Source organism: Mycobacterium sp. NGS68, assembly GCF_059812195.1.
The window spans coordinates 321,161-339,348 of sequence record NZ_JCALCE010000002.1 but is presented as its reverse complement, the minus strand read 5'-3'; the positions used below and the strand labels follow the sequence as shown (position 1 = coordinate 339,348).

Sequence of the window (18,188 nt, the reverse complement as noted above, 5' to 3'; positions counted from 1 at the left end):
CCCGGGCATGTAATGGTCTCGCGCCGAGCAGCTCAACAGAACCAACTCGGCGCCGGGCTGAATGATGGCTCGGCATGCCGCGCCGCATCGCGGATGGCGATGGTCGCGCTTGCCAAAGTCTTCATTCGGGTGTCTGACGCCGGTCCGGCGACGTTCACCCGCAGCCAGTATTCCACATCACTCAACGGGGTCATCCGCTCGTGACCTGGGCGCAGTCCCGACGGGTTAGTCAGCCGCCGGGAAACCAGAGCGCGATCTCGCGCTGTGCGGATTCGGCCGAATCCGAACCGTGCACCAGATTGAACTGCGTCTCTAGCCCGAAATCACCCCGGATCGTCCCCGGCGTGGCCTTTTCCACCGGGTCGGTACCACCGGCGAGCTGCCGAAACGCCGCGACCGCCCGCGTCCCCTCCACGACCGCGGCCACCACCGGCCCCGACGTGATGAACTCCAGCAGCGAACCGAAGAACGGCTTGTCTTCGTGTTCGGCGTAATGACGGCTCGCCAGCTCCTCGCTGACGTGCCTGAGCTCCAGCGCCGCGATGGTGAGGCCCTTGCGTTCGATCCGGCTGATGATCTCGCCGATCAGCTGCCTTTCGACGCCATCCGGCTTGATCAGTACGAGGGTCCGTTCGGTCACGGCGGACAGCGTACCCAACGGATCGGGCCCCGCGGGTCAGTCCGGCGCAGACGGGTCCCGTTCCTGGCGCCGCCGGACCTCGCTGCGCAGGTAGGCGATCAGCCCCCACACTCCGGCGAAGAGCAGGCCGATGAATCCCACGCCCGGGTACACCAGGAACCCCGCGATGAGCAGCAGCTGCGCGCCCAGGTTCACCCAGACGCTCGCCCACGGTCTGCGCTGCAGCCCGGCGAGCGCGATCAGCAGCACGGTCACGCCGAGCAGATAGCCCAGCGACACCCCCGTCAGGCCGCCACCGACCGCGCCGACCACCGGTATCGCCAGCAACACCACGACGGCCTCGAGGAGCAGCGTCGCGGCCATCACCGCGGCGAAGCTCTTCCAGGGGTCCGGGGGCTGCTCAGTCGGCTGCTCGGTCACTGCGGATCACGACCGAACAGGCTGCGTGCGGCGCCGGCGGTGACGACCGAGCCGGTGATGACGATCCCGGTGCCGGAGAAGGCGTCTCCCGCTGACGCCGCCTCGTCGACCAGCGCGGTCGCGGCGTCGATGGCGTCGCGCAGGTTCTCGGCGGTCAGCACCCGGTCGGGCCCGAACCGCTCGCGCGCCGCCAGCGCCAGTGACTCGACGTCCAGCGCCCGCGGCGACCCGTTGTGGGTGACGACGACGGAGTCGAACGCGGGCTCGAGAGCGGCGAGGATGCCGTCGACGTCCTTGTCGGCGAGCACGCTGATCACCCCGATCAGCGTCCGGAAGTCGAACTCGTCGGCGAGCGCCTGCGCCAGCGCCGTCGCCCCGGCGGGATTGTGCGCGGCATCGATGAACACGGTCGGCGCGCTGCGCACGCGTTCCAGCCGGCCGGGGCTGGCGACGGCCGCGAAACCGGCCCGTACGGCGTCGACGTCGAGCTGGCGCTGGGCGCCTGCACCGAAGAAGGCCTCGACGGCCGCCAGCGCCAGGACCGCGTTGTGGGCCTGGTGTTCGCCGTGCAGCGGCAGGAAGATGTCGCTGTACACCCCGCCGAGGCCCTGCAGTTGCAGCACCTGTCCCCCGATCGCGATCTGCCGGCCCAGCACCGCGAACTCGGAGTCCTCTCGGGCGACCGCGGCGTCGGCCCGCACGGTCTCGGCCAGCAACACCTCCATCACCTCGGGCGCCTGCCGCCCGATCACCGCCACCGTGTCCGGCGCGCCCTCGGGCGCCCGGGTGATGATCCCGGCCTTCTCGCCGGCGATGCCGGCGAGTTCGGGGCCGAGGTAATCGACGTGGTCGATGCTGATCGGGGTGATGACGGCGACCGGCGCGTTGACGACGTTGGTGGCGTCCCAGCGTCCGCCCATGCCGACCTCGACGACCGCGACATCGACCGGCGCGTCGGCGAACGCCGCGAACGCCATGCCGGTGAGGACCTCGAACTTGCTCATCGCCGGGCCGCCGGCCTCCTGCGACTGCCGGTCGATCATCTGCACGAACGGCTCGATCTCCCGGTAGGTCTGCACATACTGCGCCGGGCTTATCGGCTTGCCGTCGACGGAGATGCGTTCGGTCGCCGACTGCAGGTGCGGGCTGGTGGTCCGCCCGGTGCGCTGGTGCAGGGCGGTGATCAGCGCGTCGACCATCCTTGCCACCGAAGTCTTCCCGTTGGTGCCCGCGATGTGGATCGACGGATAGCTCAGCTGCGGTGAGCCGAGCAGATCCAGCAGCGCGCTGATCCGGGTCAGGCTCGGTTCGATGCGGGTTTCCGGCCAGCGCTGGTCCAGCAGGTGTTCGACCTGCAACAGGGACGCGATCTCGTCGGGAGTGGGCACCGGGTCGGCCGCGCCGGAGTCGTCGGAAAGCTCAGAATTCACCGCAGCGTTGCCAATCGGGCCATGATCCGGTCGATCTCTTCCTGCGCCAGCTGCTGACGGTCGCGGATATTGCCGACGATCGCTTCGGGCGCCTTGGCCAGAAAGTCCGCGTTGCCCAGTTTGGCGGCGGTCTGCGCCAGCTCCTTCTGCGCCGCAGCCAAATCCTTTTCGAGGCGGCGACGTTCGGCTGCCACGTCGATGGTGCCCGAGGTGTCCAGTTCGACGACGACGGTCCGCTTCATGTTTGAGCCGAGCCGAATTTCCAGCGACGCCGTGGCGCTGAAGTCCGGCCCCGGGTCGGTGAGCCAGGCCAGCGCCGTCACGGCGGAAACCTGGCCGCCCAGATCCGCCTCGCTCACCCCGCTCAGCCGGGCCGACACCTTCTGCCGGTCCGCCAGGCCCTGATCGCTGCGGAACCGGCGGATCTCGGTCACCAGCTTCTGCATGTCACCGATCCGTTGCGCGGCAACCGGGTCCAGTGCGAGACCGGACGGTTGCGGCCACTGCGCGATCACCACCGATTCACCGCCGGTGAGCGCCTGCCACAGCGCCTCGGTGATGAACGGGATCACCGGATGCAGCAGCCGCAACAGCGTGTCCAGGCCGGCCGCCAGCACGGCGGTGGTGTGCGTAAGCCCCTGGGCCAGCTGCGTTTTGGCCAGTTCGACGTACCAGTCACAGAATTCGTCCCACGCGAAGTGGTAGAGCGCCTCGCAGGCGCGGCTGAACTCGTAGCCGTCGAACGCCGAATCAACTTCGGCGCGGACCTCTTCCAGCCGCCCCAGGATCCACCGATCGGCGTCGGTCAGGTCCTCCACCGGCGGCAATGGCGCCTCGGAAGACGTGGTAGCGCCGTTCATCAGCGCGTACCGGGTGGCATTGAACAGCTTGGTGCCGAAGTTGCGCGACGCGCGGACGTGGTCTTCACCGACGGCCAGATCGCCGCCGGGGCTGGCCCCGCGGGCGAGCGTGAAGCGCAGCGCGTCGGCGCCGAACTTCTCCACCCATTCCAGCGGATCGATGACGTTGCCCTTGGACTTGCTCATCTTGCGGCCCGACTCGTCGCGGATCAGCCCGTGCAGGAACACGTCGGTGAACGGCACCTGCGGGCCGCGCCGGCCGTCCAGCGTGATCGCGTCGTCGCCGCCGACGAAGGTGCCGAACATCATCATCCGCGCCACCCAGAAGAACAGGATGTCGTAGCCGGTGACCAGAACGCTTGTCGGATAGAACTTTTCCAGCTCGGGTGTCCTGGCCGGCCAGCCCAGGGTGGAGAACGGCCACAGCGCCGACGAGAACCAGGTGTCCAGCACGTCGGGGTCCTGCTCCCAGCCCTCCGGCGGGGTGTCGTCGGGGCCGACGCAGACCATTTCGCCGTCGGGCCCGTACCAGATCGGGATGCGGTGGCCCCACCACAGCTGCCGGGAGATGGTCCAGTCGTGCATGTCGTCGACCCAGGCGAACCAGCGCGGCTCCAGGCTGGCGGGGTGGATCACGGTGTCGCCGTTGCGCACCGCGTCGCCGGCGGCCTTGGCCAGTGTCTCCACCCGGACCCACCACTGCAGCGACAGCCGCGGCTCGATCGGCTCGCCGCTGCGTTCCGAATGCCCGACGCTGTGCAGGTAGGGGCGCTTCTCCGCGACGACCCGGCCCTGCGCGGCCAGCGCCTCGCGCACCGCGACGCGGGCCTCGAAACGGTCCATGCCGTCGAATTGCGTTCCGGTGTCTGCGATTGCACCCTTGGTGTCCATGATCGTGAGCATCGGCAGCTGATGGCGCAGGCCGATCTCGAAGTCGTTCGGGTCGTGTGCGGGCGTGACTTTGACTGCGCCGGTGCCGAATTCGGGGTCGACGTGCTCGTCGGCGACGATTACCATCTCACGATCGACGAACGGGTGCGGCAGGCTGGTGCCGACGAGGTGGCGGTAGCGCTCGTCGTCGGGGTGCACCGCGATGGCGGTGTCGCCGAGCATCGTCTCGACGCGGGTGGTGGCGACCACGATGTGGGGTTGGGAATCGTCCAGCGAGCCGTACCGGAACGACACCAGTTCGCCGTCGACCTCTTCGTGGTTGACCTCGATGTCGGAAAGCGCCGTCTGCAGCACCGGCGACCAGTTCACCAGCCGCTCGGCGCGGTAGATCAGCCCCGCGTCGTAGAGCCGCTTGAAGATGGTCCGCACCGCGCGGGACAGGCCCTCGTCCATGGTGAACCGGTCACGGCTCCAGTCCACGCCGTCGCCCAGGCGGCGCATCTGCCCGGCGATGGAGCCGCCGGATTCGCGCTTCCAGTCCCACACCTTTTCGACGAACAGCTCGCGACCGAAGTCCTCCTTGGTCTTGCCGTCCACCGCAAGCTGCTTTTCCACCACGCTCTGGGTGGCGATGCCGGCGTGGTCCATGCCGGGCTGCCACAGCACCTCGTAGCCCTGCATGCGCTTGCGGCGGGTCAGGGCGTCCATCATGGTGTGTTCCAGCGCGTGGCCCATGTGCAGGCTGCCGGTCACATTCGGCGGCGGCAGCACGATCGAATACGGCGGCTTGGTGCTGGCCGCATCCGCGGTGAAGTAGCCCGCGTCCAGCCACTGCTGATAGATCGCGTCCTCCATCGCGGCCGGATCCCACGACTTGGGCAGGGAGTCGGCGGTGGGGTGGGGGGTGGCGGTCACCGGTCAATTCTAGGAACCGCCGCGCGCGGGAGTGAAAAGCGCACCCCGCTGAGACCAGCCGGGTGCACTTCCTGGTGAGGCTTTGCGGCGATTAGGGAATCGTCAGCACCTGTCCCGGGTGGATCAGGTCGGGGTTGCTGATGCCGCTGGCGTCGGCGATGACCTGGTACTTGCTGCCGTCTCCATAGAACCGCTCCGAGATGGCCCACAAGGTGTCGCCGGACTCAACGGTGTAGGTCCGCGGCGCGGGCTCCGGCTCCGGCGCGGCCTCCCCGACGGGCTCGGCGACGGCCTCGTCGACGGGTTGCGGGGCGCCGTCGTCCGCGGTCTTCTCCTCGGCGGCCTCGGGGGCCGGTGGCGGCGGCTGGTCGGTCTCGGTCTTGGTCGACCAGGCCGGCCCGCTCGAGGAGTAGAGCACGAGGTTGCGGTCGTCCTGCAGGACCAGCTTGACGTCCTTCTTTCCCTTGGTGTCGCTGTGCCAGACCGGCTTGTCCGCGGTGTAGAGCACGAAGTTGCCGTCGGACTGGACTTCGGCGCGCACGACGTCCTGGCCGTTGGTAGAAGTCGACCAGAGCGCGTTGCCGCGCGAGGCCAGCACCAGGTTGCCGTCCTCTTGCAGGGTGAGCGTGTAGGCCCCGTTGTTCGAGACCAGCGATTCCCCTCTTACCAGCTTCTGGCCTTCAGTGAGCGTGTCGGACATTCTTATCCCTCTCGATCCTTCTTGTTTGTCTATGCGGCCGGCGGCATGCCGGACATACCGAACCATTGATCTTGATTGGGCCTGGGCATCACCTTCTCGATGCAGATCAAAACCACCCCGACACGAACGCGGCGCACTCCACTCAGGGGATGCGCGCGTCAGTTACTTCTTGCCCCCGAGCAGACCGCCGAGAATGTCGCCGAGCCCGCCGCCCTTGTTGGCGCCCAGCACGCTGCCCAGGATGCCGCCCAGGGACTTGTCGTTGCCGCCGCCAAGGATGCTGCCCAGCACATCGGCCAGGCCGCCACCGGATGCTTCCTGCTTGGGCGCGGGAGCCTGCGCGGCGCCGCCGGAGGTGAGCTGTTTTCCGATGTAGGCCAACACAATCGGGAGCACGACGGGCAGCAGTTGCTTGATCAGATCGCGATTGCCGGCGCCGCCGCTGGCCAGTGCCGCGGCGACCTGGTCGGTGTCATTGCCGCCGAAGAGGGTCGCGACCGCCTGGTGCCCGTCGGTGCTGTCCGCCTGGCTCGCGCCCCCGTCGACGTCGAGCAGACCCCGCGCCGCAGTCTCGTTGTGCTGAAGTCCGCCCAGCAGCACCGGCACCAACGTCTGGATCGCGCTGTCGACTTCGCCCTCGTCGGCGCCGATCTTGGTCGCTATGTCTGAAGTAGGGATTTGGGCGTAAAGATCGTCAAGATCGGCCATAGTTGCAAACCACCTTCGTCGCTGAAATGGAAGAGCAAAGCCAGTACCGACACTAGCCGGGTGCGATCTGGATCGACACCCCTTGCCGCAGGCCGATTCCAAGTTCGCGGTCAGTGCAGCCGTTCCACCTGTAGCGACACCCCGGCGGCTGGAAACCGCGCCAACAACGCCTCGCCCATCGCGGCCGCGGGAGTCAGCACACCGCGCAGGTCGGACAGCTTGTCGCGGTCGGTCGCCAGCGCCAGACCACACTCCCCCAGCAGCACCGACGTGGCCTTGTAGCCGGGGTCGCCTTCCTGAGCCATGCGCGCCACGTACCGGGCGCCGGTGGTCGTGGTGGTGTACGTCTCGATCCGGTAGTAGCCGCGGTCCCGCGCGGCCGCGCTCGGCCCGCTGCCGGGCTTGGGGACCACGCGCTCGACCAGCCCCTTCGGCACCAGCCGGAAGAAGCGGCCGCCGAGGCCGGTCATCGTGCTGCCGACTCCGGTGAGCAGCGCCGACGCCACCGGCGCCACCGCCGAGGACCCCGTGCTCATGGTTTCGCTGTATCTGAGCCGCTTGCCGTATGCCCAGTCCAGCAACGCGTTGCTCCGGCGCACGATCCGGGTGTTTGCGGCCGCCATCATGAATCCGCCCGTCCACACACCGTCCAATTCCGGCGCGATCCGGCGACCCCGACGCCATTGCAGGTCGGGCTGCTTGCCCAGGTCGGGTTCGGCGCCGCGGTCGGTGCTCAACGTGTAGGGGTCGCCGAACTGGCGACGCAATTCCGGATCAGCGGAGACCGCCCTGAGGATCTCCAGCATCGACGCCACGGTCCCGCCGGACACCCCGCCGCGCATGGAGCGCAGCACGAAGTCGGTGTCGGTCAGCTCACCGGCGTCGTCCGCCGCCGCCGCGCGGTAGAGGGCATAGACGCTCAGATCAGACGGAACCGAGTCGAAACCGCAGGAATGCACGATCCGGGCGCCGGTGTCGGCGGCCTGCTTGTGATAGAAATCGATGCTCTCGCGGATGAACGGCGACTCACCGGTCAAATCGGCGTAGTCGGTGCCCGCCTCCGCGCACGCGGCCACCAACGGCAAGCCGTAGCGCATGTAGGGCCCGACGGTGGTGACGACGACCCGGGTGCGGACCGCCATCGCGGTCAAGGTGGACGGTTGGTCGGCGTCGGCGGTCACCAACGGCCAGGACTGCGCGGATTCCCCGAGGGTGTCGCGCACGGCCCGCAGCCTCTCGGCCGAGCGGCCGGCCAGCGCGATGCGGGCATCACCCCCCGCCCGGGCCAGATATTCGGCGGTCAGCTTCCCTGCGAAGCCGGTCGCCCCGTACAACACAATGTCGAATTCGCGCGGCGTCTCTGTCACCAACCCGACGCTACCGTGAGACGCAAGAATGCCGGACGCAGTGCGCCCGGCATTCTCGTTTACTGCCTTAGGTCAGCCGCGGCGGCCGCAGACGGGCCACGCACCGATGCCCTGCGAGTGCAGCACGTTCTCGGCGACCCGGATCTGCTCCTCGCGGCTCGCGCCGTTCGCGGAGCCGGAGCCACCGTTGGCCCGCCACGTGCTCGCGGTGAACTGCAGGCCACCGGAGAAGCCGTTACCGGTGCTGATGCCCCAGTTGCCACCCGACTCGCACTGCGCGATCGCGTCCCAGTTCACGCTGTACGCCCGGGGAGCGGGCGGCGCCTCGACGGGCGGCGCGTCCGCGGGCGGCGGGACGTTCGGGTCGAAGCCGAGCGGCGCGGGCGGCGGGGCGTCCGGCGCCGGGGGCGGCGGAGCGTCCGGCGGCGGCGGCAAGTTCGGGTCGAAGCCCGCCGGCTCGGCCGCGGGGGGCGGCGCGTCTACGGGCGCCAGCGCGTCCGGCAGTCCGGGCGGGGGGACGTCAGGGTTCCCGAGCGGCGCCGGGGGCGCGGCTTCCGGGGCGGGCCCGGCGGGAGCGACGTTCGGGTCGAAGCCCGCGGGGTCGGCGAACGCGGTACCGGCTGTGGGCACAGTCACGAGCGTCCCTGTGATCGCTGCGACGACGAGCGTCTTGCGGACGTTCCTCAACATTGTTCCTTTCGCGGGGCGCGCGCCAAAGCCAGCCCATTGACGTGGGTTGGGTGCTGGAGACCGGGTTTCCGGGAACTAGCTGCTTTGGGGGGTGCCGTCTCGTTCAGGCACCACAGCGGGGCATTCGATCTGCCCGGCGGGGCTTCCGCCGGCCGCGGCGGCCGCTCAAGTCGCTGGCCCTCCGCAACCCCGCTCACACGCGGGTCCGTGGATTCAGTTTTTGTTGTTTTTCATGTGCCCGCTGGACGGGCTAGATATGGACGGTACGAGAAGGAAATCCATTCGTCACCTTCGACGCGCGGATATCGAACTTCTATAACGATGCGATCACGGTGCGATCCCAGAATTGTCATTGCAGGTCAGCCGCATGATTCAGGCCTGCGGCAATCGGTCGTGATCAACCCGTTATCGTGAGCCGAATCACGCAGTTTTTGTGAGCTGGGACACGGAGTTTGCCGGCCATTCCGTCGAGACGTTCTGCGCCGTCGCCAGCTGCCGCGGCGGCGCAGACTACCAGGCCCGATGGACCGATCCGACGTGACGCTCACCACGCGCGTCGGGCAACCGAGGCTTTACAGAATGTAAACCAAACCATCAGTCCAACAGCGACATTGGATCGATTCAGGTAGAGAACACGGCAGGCGAACGCGGCCCGCGGAGACCGCTTCGAACGCAGGCGTGGCACGGGCGCGACGGCGGGTCCCGAGCCAGCATTCGGTGGCTTGTTTACTAGCGGAAATTTGCGAGATCGAAATCGCCCATGCGCCAACGTGATTCGGCAGCGAATTATTGCAGGAAAAGCCGATAATTAATCAGAATTTATCGGCCGCTAATACTGTGGGAAATGCAGCTGGCTAAGCCAGCGCGCCCAGGTCTGCCGCGGAATTGACGTTGGTCAGCGGACGGGAATCCGAGATCACGATTCGCTGCGCGTCCGAAGCGGTGACCAGGGACCGCATGCTGCGCTCCCCCGCGGCGATCAGGGCGTCCACCCGGTCGGCCAGATCGGTGCGATACACCGCGGCCAGGTAGTGGTCCTGGCCGTCCCACGGCAGGACCACCTCGGCGCCGGTCTCGACGGCGCGGCGGAACAGGTCCTCGATCAATTCGACTGCCAGATAAGGCATGTCGACGGCGCACACGAACGCGAGCCGGGCACCGGCGGCGGCCGCCGCGCGCAGACCACGGCCCGTCGCCAGCAGCGGGCCGATGCCGCGCTGCTCGTCACGCAGGACGGGAACCTGCAGGGCCGGCATCGGCTGCCCCGGGGCCGCCATCACGAAGACCGGCTCGCAACGCTGCCTGAGCACGTCGACCACATGCTCGACCAGCGTGCCCGTTCCCCCGGGAAGCGGCAGGGTGGCCTTGTCGCGGCCCATCCGACGCGATTCGCCTCCGGCGACGACTATCCCCGCAAGTGACTGCGCCACTGCGTCTTGCGTGCGTTCGGCCACGTCAGTCGACGGTCCACGTGTCGCGGCCACGCAGCAGCGATTGCAACGCCGTGGCGTCGTGCGGGATAGCCGACCGCGCGGATTCGACCTGTGAACGGGCCGCGTCGTCGTAGGTGGGTCGGCTGACGTGGCGGAAGATGCCCAGCACGGTGTGGTCGAGGTTCTGGTCGGACAGCCGGGACAGCGCGAACGCGTAGGCGGCGTCGTCGGAGTGCGCGTCGTGCACCACGATCTCCTCGACCGCCACGTCGGCCGTCTTCGCCACCTCGAGGCTGAAGCCGGACTTCACCACGCAGTATTCGCCGTTGGCGCCGAACACGATCGGCTCGCCATGGCGGACGTTGATCACCCGCTCCTCCGCGCCCTCCTTGCGCAGGACGTCGAACGAACCGTCGTTGAAGATCGGGCAGTCCTGCAGGATCTCCACCAGGGCGGCGCCGCGATGCTCGGCGGCGGCGCGCAGCACCTCGGACAGGCCGGCGCGGTCGGAGTCCAGCGCGCGGCCCACGAAGGTGGCCTCAGCGCCCAACGCCAGCGACACCGGGTTGAATGGGTGATCCAGCGAACCCATCGGCGTCGACTTGGTGATCTTGCCGACCTCCGAGGTCGGCGAATACTGGCCCTTGGTCAGGCCGTAGATCCGGTTGTTGAACAACAGGATCGTGATGTTGACGTTGCGGCGCAGCGCGTGGATCAGGTGATTGCCGCCGATCGACAGCGCGTCGCCATCACCGGTGACCACCCACACCGACAGGTCCTCGCGGGCCAGCGCCAACCCGGTCGCGATCGCCGGCGCACGACCGTGGATCGAGTGGAAGCCGTAGGTCTCGAGGTAGTAGGGGAAGCGGCTGGAGCAGCCGATGCCGCTGATGAACACGATGTTCTCGCGGCGCAGCCCGAGTTCGGGCAGGAAGTTGCGGATGGTGTTGAGGATGACGTAGTCGCCACAGCCCGGGCACCAGCGGACCTCCTGGTCGCTAGTGAAGTCCTTACCTTTCTGCGGCTGATCGGTGGTGGGCACACAGGCGTTCTTAGTCACCTTCGGTGTCACGCCAAGGTCCGTGCCTACCAGATTGCTCATCACGTCAGTCACGAGCGCCGCTCCTCCTCATCGCTTCGCTCTGCATCGTCGCTGCGCGGGTCACGAGCGCCGCTCAATCTCATTGCTTACATCCATTATCGCGGCACGCGTCATGCGTTGGCTCCCACTTCCGCCGCCGACAGCCTGGCGATAATCGCCTTGTCCTGCTCGAGTTCGTCCAGCCGATCGGCCAGCGCCGCCCGGATATAGCGACCTACCTCGTCGGCCAGGAAAGAGACGCCCTTGACCTTGGTGACCGAGTGCACGTCGACCAGGTACTTGGCGCGCAGCAGCATCGCGAGCTGCCCCATGTTCATCTCCGGGCACACCACCCGCGGGTAGTGCCGCAACACCTCACCCAGGTTGGCCGGGAACGGGTTGAGGTAACGCAGGTGGGCGTGCGCCACCTTGGTGCCCCGGCGCCGCGCCCGCCGGCAGGCCTCACCGATGGGTCCGTAGGAACTGCCCCAGCCGATCAGCAGCAGTTCGGCGTCTCCGGTGGGGTCGTCGACCTCCAAGTCCGGCACGCTGATGCCGTCGATCTTTGCCTTGCGGATCCGAACCATCAGGTCGTGGTTGGTGGGGTCGTAGGAGATGGCGCCGGACCCGTTGGCCGCCTCCAGGCCGCCTATGCGGTGCTCGAGGCCCGGGGTCCCGGGCACCGCGAACTGGCGGGCGAGGGTCTCCCGGTGGCGGGCATAGGGCTCAAACGGTTCACCCGGTTTGGCGAATATGTGCGTGATCGGCTTGAACGAACTGACGTCCGGCACACACCACGGCTCAGAGCCGTTGGCGATCGCCCCGTCGGACAACACGATCACCGGGGTGTGATAGGACACCGCGATCCGCACCGCCTCGAGGGCCGTCTCAAAGCAGTCGGACGGCGACCGCGGCGCCACAACCGCCACCGGCGACTCGCCGTTGCGGCCGAACAACGCCTGCAGCAGGTCCGCCTGCTCGGTCTTGGTGGGCAGCCCGGTCGACGGCCCGCCGCGCTGGACGTCGATGACGATCAACGGGAGCTCGGTCATCACCGCCAGGCCCAGCGCCTCGGACTTGAGCGAAATGCCCGGGCCCGACGTGCTGGTGACACCCAGCGCGCCGCCGTAGGAGGCGCCGATGGCGGCGCAGATGCCGCCGATCTCGTCCTCGGCCTGGAAGGTGATGACGTTGAAATTCTTGTGCTTGGACAGCTCGTGCAGGATGTCCGACGCCGGCGTGATCGGGTAGCTGCCGAGCATGACCTGCTTGTCGGCCATGTGACCGGCCGCGACGATCCCGTAGGCCAGCGCGGTATTGCCGGAGATCTGCCGGTACTCGCCGGCCGGCAGCGAGGCCTTGGAAACCTCGTAGGTGGTGCCGAAAGCCTCGGTGGTCTCGCCGTAGTTCCAGCCCGCCTTGAGGGCCAGCACGTTGGCCTCCGCGACGTCGGGTTTGCGCGCGAACTTCTCCCTGATGAAATTCTCGCTGGTCTGGATCGGCCGGCCGTACATCCACGACAGCAGACCCAGCGCGAACATGTTCTTTGCGCGCTGACCGTCCTTCTTGGTTGCGCCGATCGACTCCACGGCCCCCAGCGTCAGCGTGGTCATCGCGACGGAGTGGACGACATACTCCTCGAGTTCGTCGGTCTCCAGCGGGTTGGTGACGTACCCGACCTTGGTCAGGTTGCGCTTGGTGAACTCGTCGGAATTGGCGATCACCATTCCGCCGCGCGGCAAGTCGCCGAGGTTGGCCTTCAGCGCCGCCGGGTTCATCGCCACCAGCACGTCGGGGCGGTCGCCGGCGGTCAGGATGTCGTAGTCGGCGATCTGGATCTGGAATGACGAGACGCCGGGGAGAGTGCCTGCGGGCGCGCGGATCTCGGCGGGATAGTTCGGCTGGGTGGCCAGGTCGTTGCCGAGAAGCGCCGCGTCCGACGTGAACCTGTCACCGGTGAGCTGCATGCCGTCGCCGGAGTCCCCGGCGAAGCGGATTACGACGTTTTCCAGGCGCTGCCGGTTGGAGTCGGATGTTGCACCACTATGAGATTCTGGGCCGGCCTCGTTGCCGTTCAGATCCACGTCTTCGCCTTCCATTTGTTACCCGGACAGGCACTCCGCTGCAGGTTTCAGATTACGCGCCGTCGGAGCGGCTCCCGCGCACTCACGCATTACGCCACTGGCGGTATCAATTATGGCACTCGTTGCCGCGTCGCATCGCCGTTCCGAGTCGGCGACAAATCGCTCTTAAGCTGGAAAAACCGATGTCAGACGCGGGCGGGAGTCGACTGCCAACCAAAACTGTGGTATTGGTCACGTCCCCGTATCGGCCTGCCGGGCCGCCGTTTCCGGCATGGCGAACGGACATAGGGCCAGGCCAACGGCGGCGACGGCACCCAGAGCCGCGACGGCGTTAAACACGGCCGCACCGTGCCGTGCGTGACGTCCTGCGCGACGGGGGAAACAGCGCGCCGACGACCATGACGAACCCGATCAACTCCTGGTCCCACGGGCGGGTCAGCACGGGAGGCCCGATCGGACCCACGTCACAGCCTCCCGGTGTTGCATTCGTCGAGCTAGTCGTACGAGAAATTTGGTCAAATCTTTTGAACCGCAACGTGTGTCGCCGCAGATTGATAGGCTCTCTTGCACTAGAGGCAGGGGGAAGATTATGTCCTATCTGATCGTGGCCCCGGACTCGCTGGCAACGGCGGCGGCCAACCTGGAGCAGATCGGTTCGGCTCTCAATTCGGCAAACGCCTCGACCGCCGCCGCGACCGCGGGGGTGCTGCCGGCCGCCGCTGACGAGGTGTCGGCGGCGGTGGCTTCGCTGTTCTCCCGATACGGGCTGGAGTACCGGCAGCTGAGCGCCCAGGCCTCGGCGTTTCACGACCAATTTCTGCAGACGCTGCAGAAGGGCGCCGCTTCGTACGGCAGCACCGAGGCCGCCAGCGCGCAGCAGAACCTGCTCAACATGCTCAATGCGCCGACGGAACTCATCTTGGGCCGGCCGCTGGTGGGCGACGGCGCTGACGCGACCGTCGCCGGAAGAGCGGGTGGCGCAGGTGGTCTGCTGTGGGGCAATGGCGGCGACGGCGCGGCGGGCGCCGCCGGCCAGGCTGGCGGGGCCGGGGGCGCCGCGGGACTACTGGGCACCGGCGGAAAGGGCGGGGCCGGCGGGACGGGCGCGGCCGGCGGCGCCGGCGGACACGGCGGCTGGCTGGCCGGCACCGGCGGAAACGGCGGCGTCGGCGGGGCCGGCGCTGCAGGGCAGAACGGTGGAAGCGGCGGGGCCGGGGGCGCCGCCGGGATATTCGGGTATGGCGGCACGGGCGGGACGGGTGGCGCCGGCGGCGTCCCCGGCGCGGGTGTTGCCGGCGTCGGCGGCACCGGCGGTGCGGGTGGGGCAGGCGGATGGTTGGACGGCACCGGGGGTAACGGAGGCAACGGCGGCGCTGGCGGCACCGGCTTGGGCGTGGTGAACAACCAGATCGTTTCCGCTGCGAATGGCAGCACGGGCGGCACCGGCGGAATCGGCGGGTCGGCGGGGCTGTTCGGCAATGGCGGTTTCGGCGGCGGCGGCGGGACCGGCGGGGCCACCGGTGGTACCTCCGCCGGCGACGGCGGCACCGGCGGCACGGGTGGGCGCGGCGGATGGTTGGAGGGCAACGCGGGCGCCGGAGGGAGCGGAGGAACGGGCGGAGCCGGCACCAACAGCGCCTCCGTGCACACCAGCAACACCGCTCAATACGTGTTTGACCAGGGCATCAACGGCGCCGGCGGGGACGGCGGGCGTGGCGGCTCGGCCAGGCTCATCGGGAACGGCGGCGACGGCGGCGCCGCCGGCGCGAACGGCGCCATCGCCGATCCGAACCTGACCGATTTCATCAACCCGGCCACCGGGACGGGTGGGACCGGCGGGGCAGGTGGTTCGCTCTCCGGAGTGCCCGGCTCCGCCGGGTAATAGGCGGCCGGGCGACCCGGCTGGACGCTACGCGCTCTTGTCGCGGCGCTCGGCGCGGGACGGCTTGCGCGGCACGATCGTCGGCAGCACGTTGTCCTGGACGGTCTCCTTGGTCACGACCACTTTGGCGACATCATCGCGGCTCGGGATGTCGTACATCACGGGCAGCAGGACTTCCTCCATGATGGCGCGCAGGCCGCGAGCACCGGTGCCGCGGTGGATCGCCTGGTCGGCGATGGCGTCGAGCGCGTCGTCGGTGAACTCCAGCTCGACGCCGTCCATCTCGAACAGCCGGATGTACTGCTTGACCAGAGCGTTCTTCGGCTCGGACAGGATCTTGACCAACGAGTCCTTGTCCAGGTTGGTGACCGAGGCGACCACCGGCAACCGGCCGATGAACTCGGGGATCAGACCGAACTTGATCAGGTCCTCCGGCATCACTTCGGCGAAGTGGTCGGTGGTGTCGATCTCGGCCTTGGAGCGGACCTCGGCGCCGAAGCCCAGGCCCCGCTTGCCGACGCGCTCGTAGATGATCTTCTCCAGCCCGGCGAATGCACCCGCGACGATGAACAGCACGTTGGTGGTGTCGATCTGAATGAACTCTTGGTGCGGGTGCTTGCGGCCGCCCTGCGGGGGAACCGACGCCTGGGTGCCCTCCAGGATCTTCAGCAGCGCCTGCTGGACGCCCTCGCCGGAGACGTCGCGGGTGATCGACGGGTTCTCGCTCTTGCGGGCGATCTTGTCGACCTCGTCGATGTAGATGATGCCGGTCTCGGCGCGCTTGACGTCGTAGTCGGCGGCCTGGATGAGCTTGAGCAGGATGTTCTCGACGTCCTCGCCGACGTAGCCGGCTTCGGTCAGCGCGGTGGCGTCGGCGATGGCGAACGGCACGTTGAGCATCTTGGCCAGCGTCTGGGCCAGGTAGGTCTTGCCGCAGCCGGTGGGGCCGAGCATCAGGATGTTGGACTTGGTCAGCTCCACCGGCTCATGCCGCGAGTCACGGCCCTTCTCGCCGGCCTGGATCCGCTTGTAGTGGTTATAGACGGCCACGGCCAGCGTCCGCTTGGCGGTGTCCTGACCGATGACGTAGCCCTCCAGGAAATCCCGGATCTCGACGGGCTTGGGCAGCTCGTCGAGTTTCACATCGTCGGCGTCGGCGAGTTCCTCTTCGATGATCTCGTTGCACAGGTCGATGCACTCATCGCAGATGTACACCCCGGGGCCCGCAATGAGCTTCTTGACTTGTTTCTGACTCTTCCCGCAGAACGAGCACTTCAGCAAGTCACCGCCGTCTCCGATGCGCGCCATGATGCAGAAGGCCTACTTCCTAATCGCCGTTCGTCTTCCCGTGCCGCGTGTATTCACCGACGCTACCCGTTCGATCCGGCACGATGCGACTGTTAGCGCCGAATCGCGTCTTTGATATTCCGGGGTATTCGTGTCCGTCGGTCTGAATGAAACATATAGCCCCACGTCGCTCGCCACTCGCGAAAGGCGCGCATTGCGTGTCTCTGGCGTGTCGCGGTCGTTACCCGACCGCGACTGGTGAGTGACGGACCCCACCCTACCGTGGACAGGCGACATCGGCCCGGCAAAAGCTTTGCGCGGCGATGCCGCCGTGGTCGGCCAAGGACTACCGTCTACAGGGCATGACCAGTGTGCGACCGTGGCGGATGTCGGCAGGTGTCGAGGTCGTCGAACACCGCACACTCACCACCCTCGTGAGAGCCGTGGTGCGCATGGGCACCGCGCCGGACGGCTTGCCGTGGCTCTGCGAGATCGACCGGTCGGCGCGTTCCAGCACGCTGCAGCGGGTGATCGGAGGCCTGGTCGACGCCTTCGAGGCGTCCGGAGTCGCCGATCTGCCCGATTCTGTGCGGGCCATGGTCGAAGACACGCTCACGCCCGCGCTGATGGGTATCCACGAGATCGAACTTTCAGCGGGGGTGGGCAGCCGCGGCTACCTGAGCCGCCGCGCCGCACGCGAGCTGCTCGGACCATCGCTCCTGCAACAGCTGCTGGCGCCGACCCACACAAAGAGCTCCCCAGGGTTCCCCGAACCCCCGGGGCAGGGCACCGCCCGGACCCTGATAACCGCGGGCAACTTCGGCGCTTCCCCTCCCGGAGCTCCCCCTCCTCCCGGCGCGGCCAGTCCCTCGCCGCCTCCCGGGATTGACGACGCACTGGACCGTGCCATCGCCGCCGCCGAGAGCGAACGGCACCTATTACTCACCCTGGACGGGCAGACGTGGACCGCGACCGTGCAGGGACGGGGAGGTTCGCTGCGAACCCCCACGGAGCCATTCCGGCCAGCCGTGTTCGAGTCGTTGGCCGCGCTCAGCGGGGCGGTCGCCAACGTCACCGTGGGGTATGTGACGTCGCAGGCGCCGTTGGCGGACTCCGAGGCCTACGAGACGCTGCTGAACCACGCCAGCACGGCGTCAGGTGGCACGGTCAGCTTCGAACTGCCCCGGACTACAGTGCTCGATCTGCTGATCGACGTCGCCGATCTGAGCGGTCAGCTACACGCCGAGGGAACCGTCCACGGCGACCTGACGCCGGCGAACGTGCTGCTCGACGGCGTGCGGGCTACCGCACCGGACGGCCTGTTCCTACGCAGTGGTGAGATCGCCAGCGGCGCCACATTCGAGTGGGCGCCACCCGAACAGGTCACCGGACGCCCGATCGACCCGCGCAGCGACGTGTTCACCATCGGTCGGATGCTGGCGGCGCTGACAGGTGCGGTGCCGTTCGGCGAGAAGGTGGAATACATCGTCCCGACGGGAGGCACCAATTCCCGTACCGTCACGCTGACCAAGACCGAGGGCGTATTCATCGACCGAACCGCGTTGGAGGTCGACGCCGACTGCCAAACCCGGCGGCAACAGGCGCTGGCCGCAATGCTGGCTTACGACCCCGACCGCCGGCCGGCCGACGGCGCGGCGCTGGCCGGCATGCTGCGCGAATTGCGCGACAGTCACCCGCTGCCGGGCAGCCTGCCGCTCTCCGGTGCGTTCGGCACCGTGACACCCGTCGGACCCGCCGATGAGCGCAGCTACGCGCGGATCGTGACGGATCGCTAGCGGG

The 18,188-nt window shown here is 68.1% G+C and carries 14 protein-coding genes; 2 read left to right on the top strand and 12 right to left on the bottom strand.

Going from position 1 to position 18,188, the window contains the following annotated elements:
• Window positions 1-229: 229 nt before the first annotated feature.
• The 11 genes from ndk to AC5Y5V_RS04435 all read right to left on the bottom strand — a co-directional run bounded on the left by ndk (window position 230) and on the right by AC5Y5V_RS04435 (window position 13,219).
• Complete coding sequence (gene ndk, locus AC5Y5V_RS04485) at window positions 230-640, bottom strand: nucleoside-diphosphate kinase (RefSeq protein ID WP_499931411.1); 411 nt, start codon at window positions 638-640, stop codon at window positions 230-232.
• Between the two features lie 36 nt (window positions 641-676).
• Complete coding sequence (locus AC5Y5V_RS04480) at window positions 677-1,003, bottom strand: DUF4233 domain-containing protein (RefSeq protein WP_499931554.1); 327 nt, start codon at window positions 1,001-1,003, stop codon at window positions 677-679.
• Between the two features lie 53 nt (window positions 1,004-1,056).
• On the bottom strand, window positions 1,057-2,490 hold the full coding sequence (folC, locus tag AC5Y5V_RS04475; RefSeq protein ID WP_499931409.1) for a bifunctional tetrahydrofolate synthase/dihydrofolate synthase: 1,434 nt from the start codon (window positions 2,488-2,490) through the stop codon (window positions 1,057-1,059).
• The gene (locus AC5Y5V_RS04470; RefSeq protein ID WP_499931407.1) at window positions 2,487-5,156 is read right to left on the bottom strand and encodes a valine--tRNA ligase; all 2,670 of its coding nucleotides are present in this window, start codon (window positions 5,154-5,156) and stop codon (window positions 2,487-2,489) included. The genes folC and AC5Y5V_RS04470 overlap by 4 nt, the downstream gene beginning before the upstream one ends.
• A gap of 91 nt (window positions 5,157-5,247) precedes the next feature.
• On the bottom strand, window positions 5,248-5,856 hold the full coding sequence (locus tag AC5Y5V_RS04465; RefSeq protein ID WP_499931406.1) for a LysM peptidoglycan-binding domain-containing protein: 609 nt from the start codon (window positions 5,854-5,856) through the stop codon (window positions 5,248-5,250).
• Between the two features lie 162 nt (window positions 5,857-6,018).
• Complete coding sequence (locus AC5Y5V_RS04460; RefSeq protein ID WP_499931404.1) at window positions 6,019-6,564, bottom strand: DUF937 domain-containing protein; 546 nt, start codon at window positions 6,562-6,564, stop codon at window positions 6,019-6,021.
• A 110-nt stretch (window positions 6,565-6,674) separates the two neighbouring features.
• Window positions 6,675-7,931: a saccharopine dehydrogenase family protein gene (locus AC5Y5V_RS04455; protein WP_499931402.1), complete on the bottom strand. Its 1,257-nt coding sequence runs from the start codon at window positions 7,929-7,931 to the stop codon at window positions 6,675-6,677.
• Window positions 7,932-8,003: 72 nt separating this feature from the next.
• Complete coding sequence (locus AC5Y5V_RS04450; RefSeq protein ID WP_499931552.1) at window positions 8,004-8,618, bottom strand: transglycosylase family protein; 615 nt, start codon at window positions 8,616-8,618, stop codon at window positions 8,004-8,006.
• Window positions 8,619-9,475: 857 nt separating this feature from the next.
• The gene (mobA, locus tag AC5Y5V_RS04445; RefSeq protein ID WP_499931400.1) at window positions 9,476-10,075 is read right to left on the bottom strand and encodes a molybdenum cofactor guanylyltransferase; all 600 of its coding nucleotides are present in this window, start codon (window positions 10,073-10,075) and stop codon (window positions 9,476-9,478) included.
• 1 nt (window position 10,076) lies between these two features.
• Window positions 10,077-11,156, bottom strand: a complete 1,080-nt coding sequence (locus AC5Y5V_RS04440) for a 2-oxoacid:ferredoxin oxidoreductase subunit beta (protein WP_499931550.1) — start codon at window positions 11,154-11,156, stop codon at window positions 10,077-10,079.
• A 110-nt stretch (window positions 11,157-11,266) separates the two neighbouring features.
• Window positions 11,267-13,219, bottom strand: a complete 1,953-nt coding sequence (locus AC5Y5V_RS04435) for a 2-oxoacid:acceptor oxidoreductase subunit alpha (RefSeq protein WP_499931548.1) — start codon at window positions 13,217-13,219, stop codon at window positions 11,267-11,269.
• 589 nt (window positions 13,220-13,808) lie between these two features.
• On the opposite strand from AC5Y5V_RS04435, the gene AC5Y5V_RS04430 reads away from it, so the two are divergent.
• The gene (locus AC5Y5V_RS04430) at window positions 13,809-15,101 is read left to right on the top strand and encodes a PE family protein (protein ID WP_499931398.1); all 1,293 of its coding nucleotides are present in this window, start codon (window positions 13,809-13,811) and stop codon (window positions 15,099-15,101) included.
• A 27-nt stretch (window positions 15,102-15,128) separates the two neighbouring features.
• Here the strand turns inward: AC5Y5V_RS04430 and clpX are convergent, their stop codons facing one another.
• Window positions 15,129-16,409 carry an ATP-dependent Clp protease ATP-binding subunit ClpX gene (clpX, locus tag AC5Y5V_RS04425; RefSeq protein WP_499931396.1) on the bottom strand — a complete coding sequence of 427 codons (1,281 nt, stop codon included), beginning with the start codon at window positions 16,407-16,409 and terminating at the stop codon, window positions 15,129-15,131.
• A 341-nt stretch (window positions 16,410-16,750) separates the two neighbouring features.
• Between clpX and AC5Y5V_RS04420 the strand changes: the two genes are divergently transcribed.
• Window positions 16,751-18,184, top strand: coding sequence for a protein kinase family protein (locus AC5Y5V_RS04420; RefSeq protein WP_499931395.1), 1,434 nt, complete (start codon window positions 16,751-16,753; stop codon window positions 18,182-18,184).
• Window positions 18,185-18,188 lie beyond the last annotated feature (4 nt).

Bases quoted from the DNA above. Each gene is read 5' to 3' on its own strand.
- AC5Y5V_RS04440 (WP_499931550.1), bottom strand. From the start codon at position 11,156: ATGAGCAATCTGGTAGGCACGGACCTTGGCGTGACACCGAAGGTGACT.
- AC5Y5V_RS04460 (WP_499931404.1), bottom strand. From the start codon at position 6,564: ATGGCCGATCTTGACGATCTTTACGCCCAAATCCCTACTTCAGACATA.
- clpX (WP_499931396.1), bottom strand. From the start codon at position 16,409: ATGGCGCGCATCGGAGACGGCGGTGACTTGCTGAAGTGCTCGTTCTGC.
- AC5Y5V_RS04480 (WP_499931554.1), bottom strand. From the start codon at position 1,003: ATGGCCGCGACGCTGCTCCTCGAGGCCGTCGTGGTGTTGCTGGCGATA.
- AC5Y5V_RS04465 (WP_499931406.1), bottom strand. From the start codon at position 5,856: ATGTCCGACACGCTCACTGAAGGCCAGAAGCTGGTAAGAGGGGAATCG.
- AC5Y5V_RS04430 (WP_499931398.1), top strand. From the start codon at position 13,809: ATGTCCTATCTGATCGTGGCCCCGGACTCGCTGGCAACGGCGGCGGCC.
- AC5Y5V_RS04420 (WP_499931395.1), top strand. From the start codon at position 16,751: ATGACCAGTGTGCGACCGTGGCGGATGTCGGCAGGTGTCGAGGTCGTC.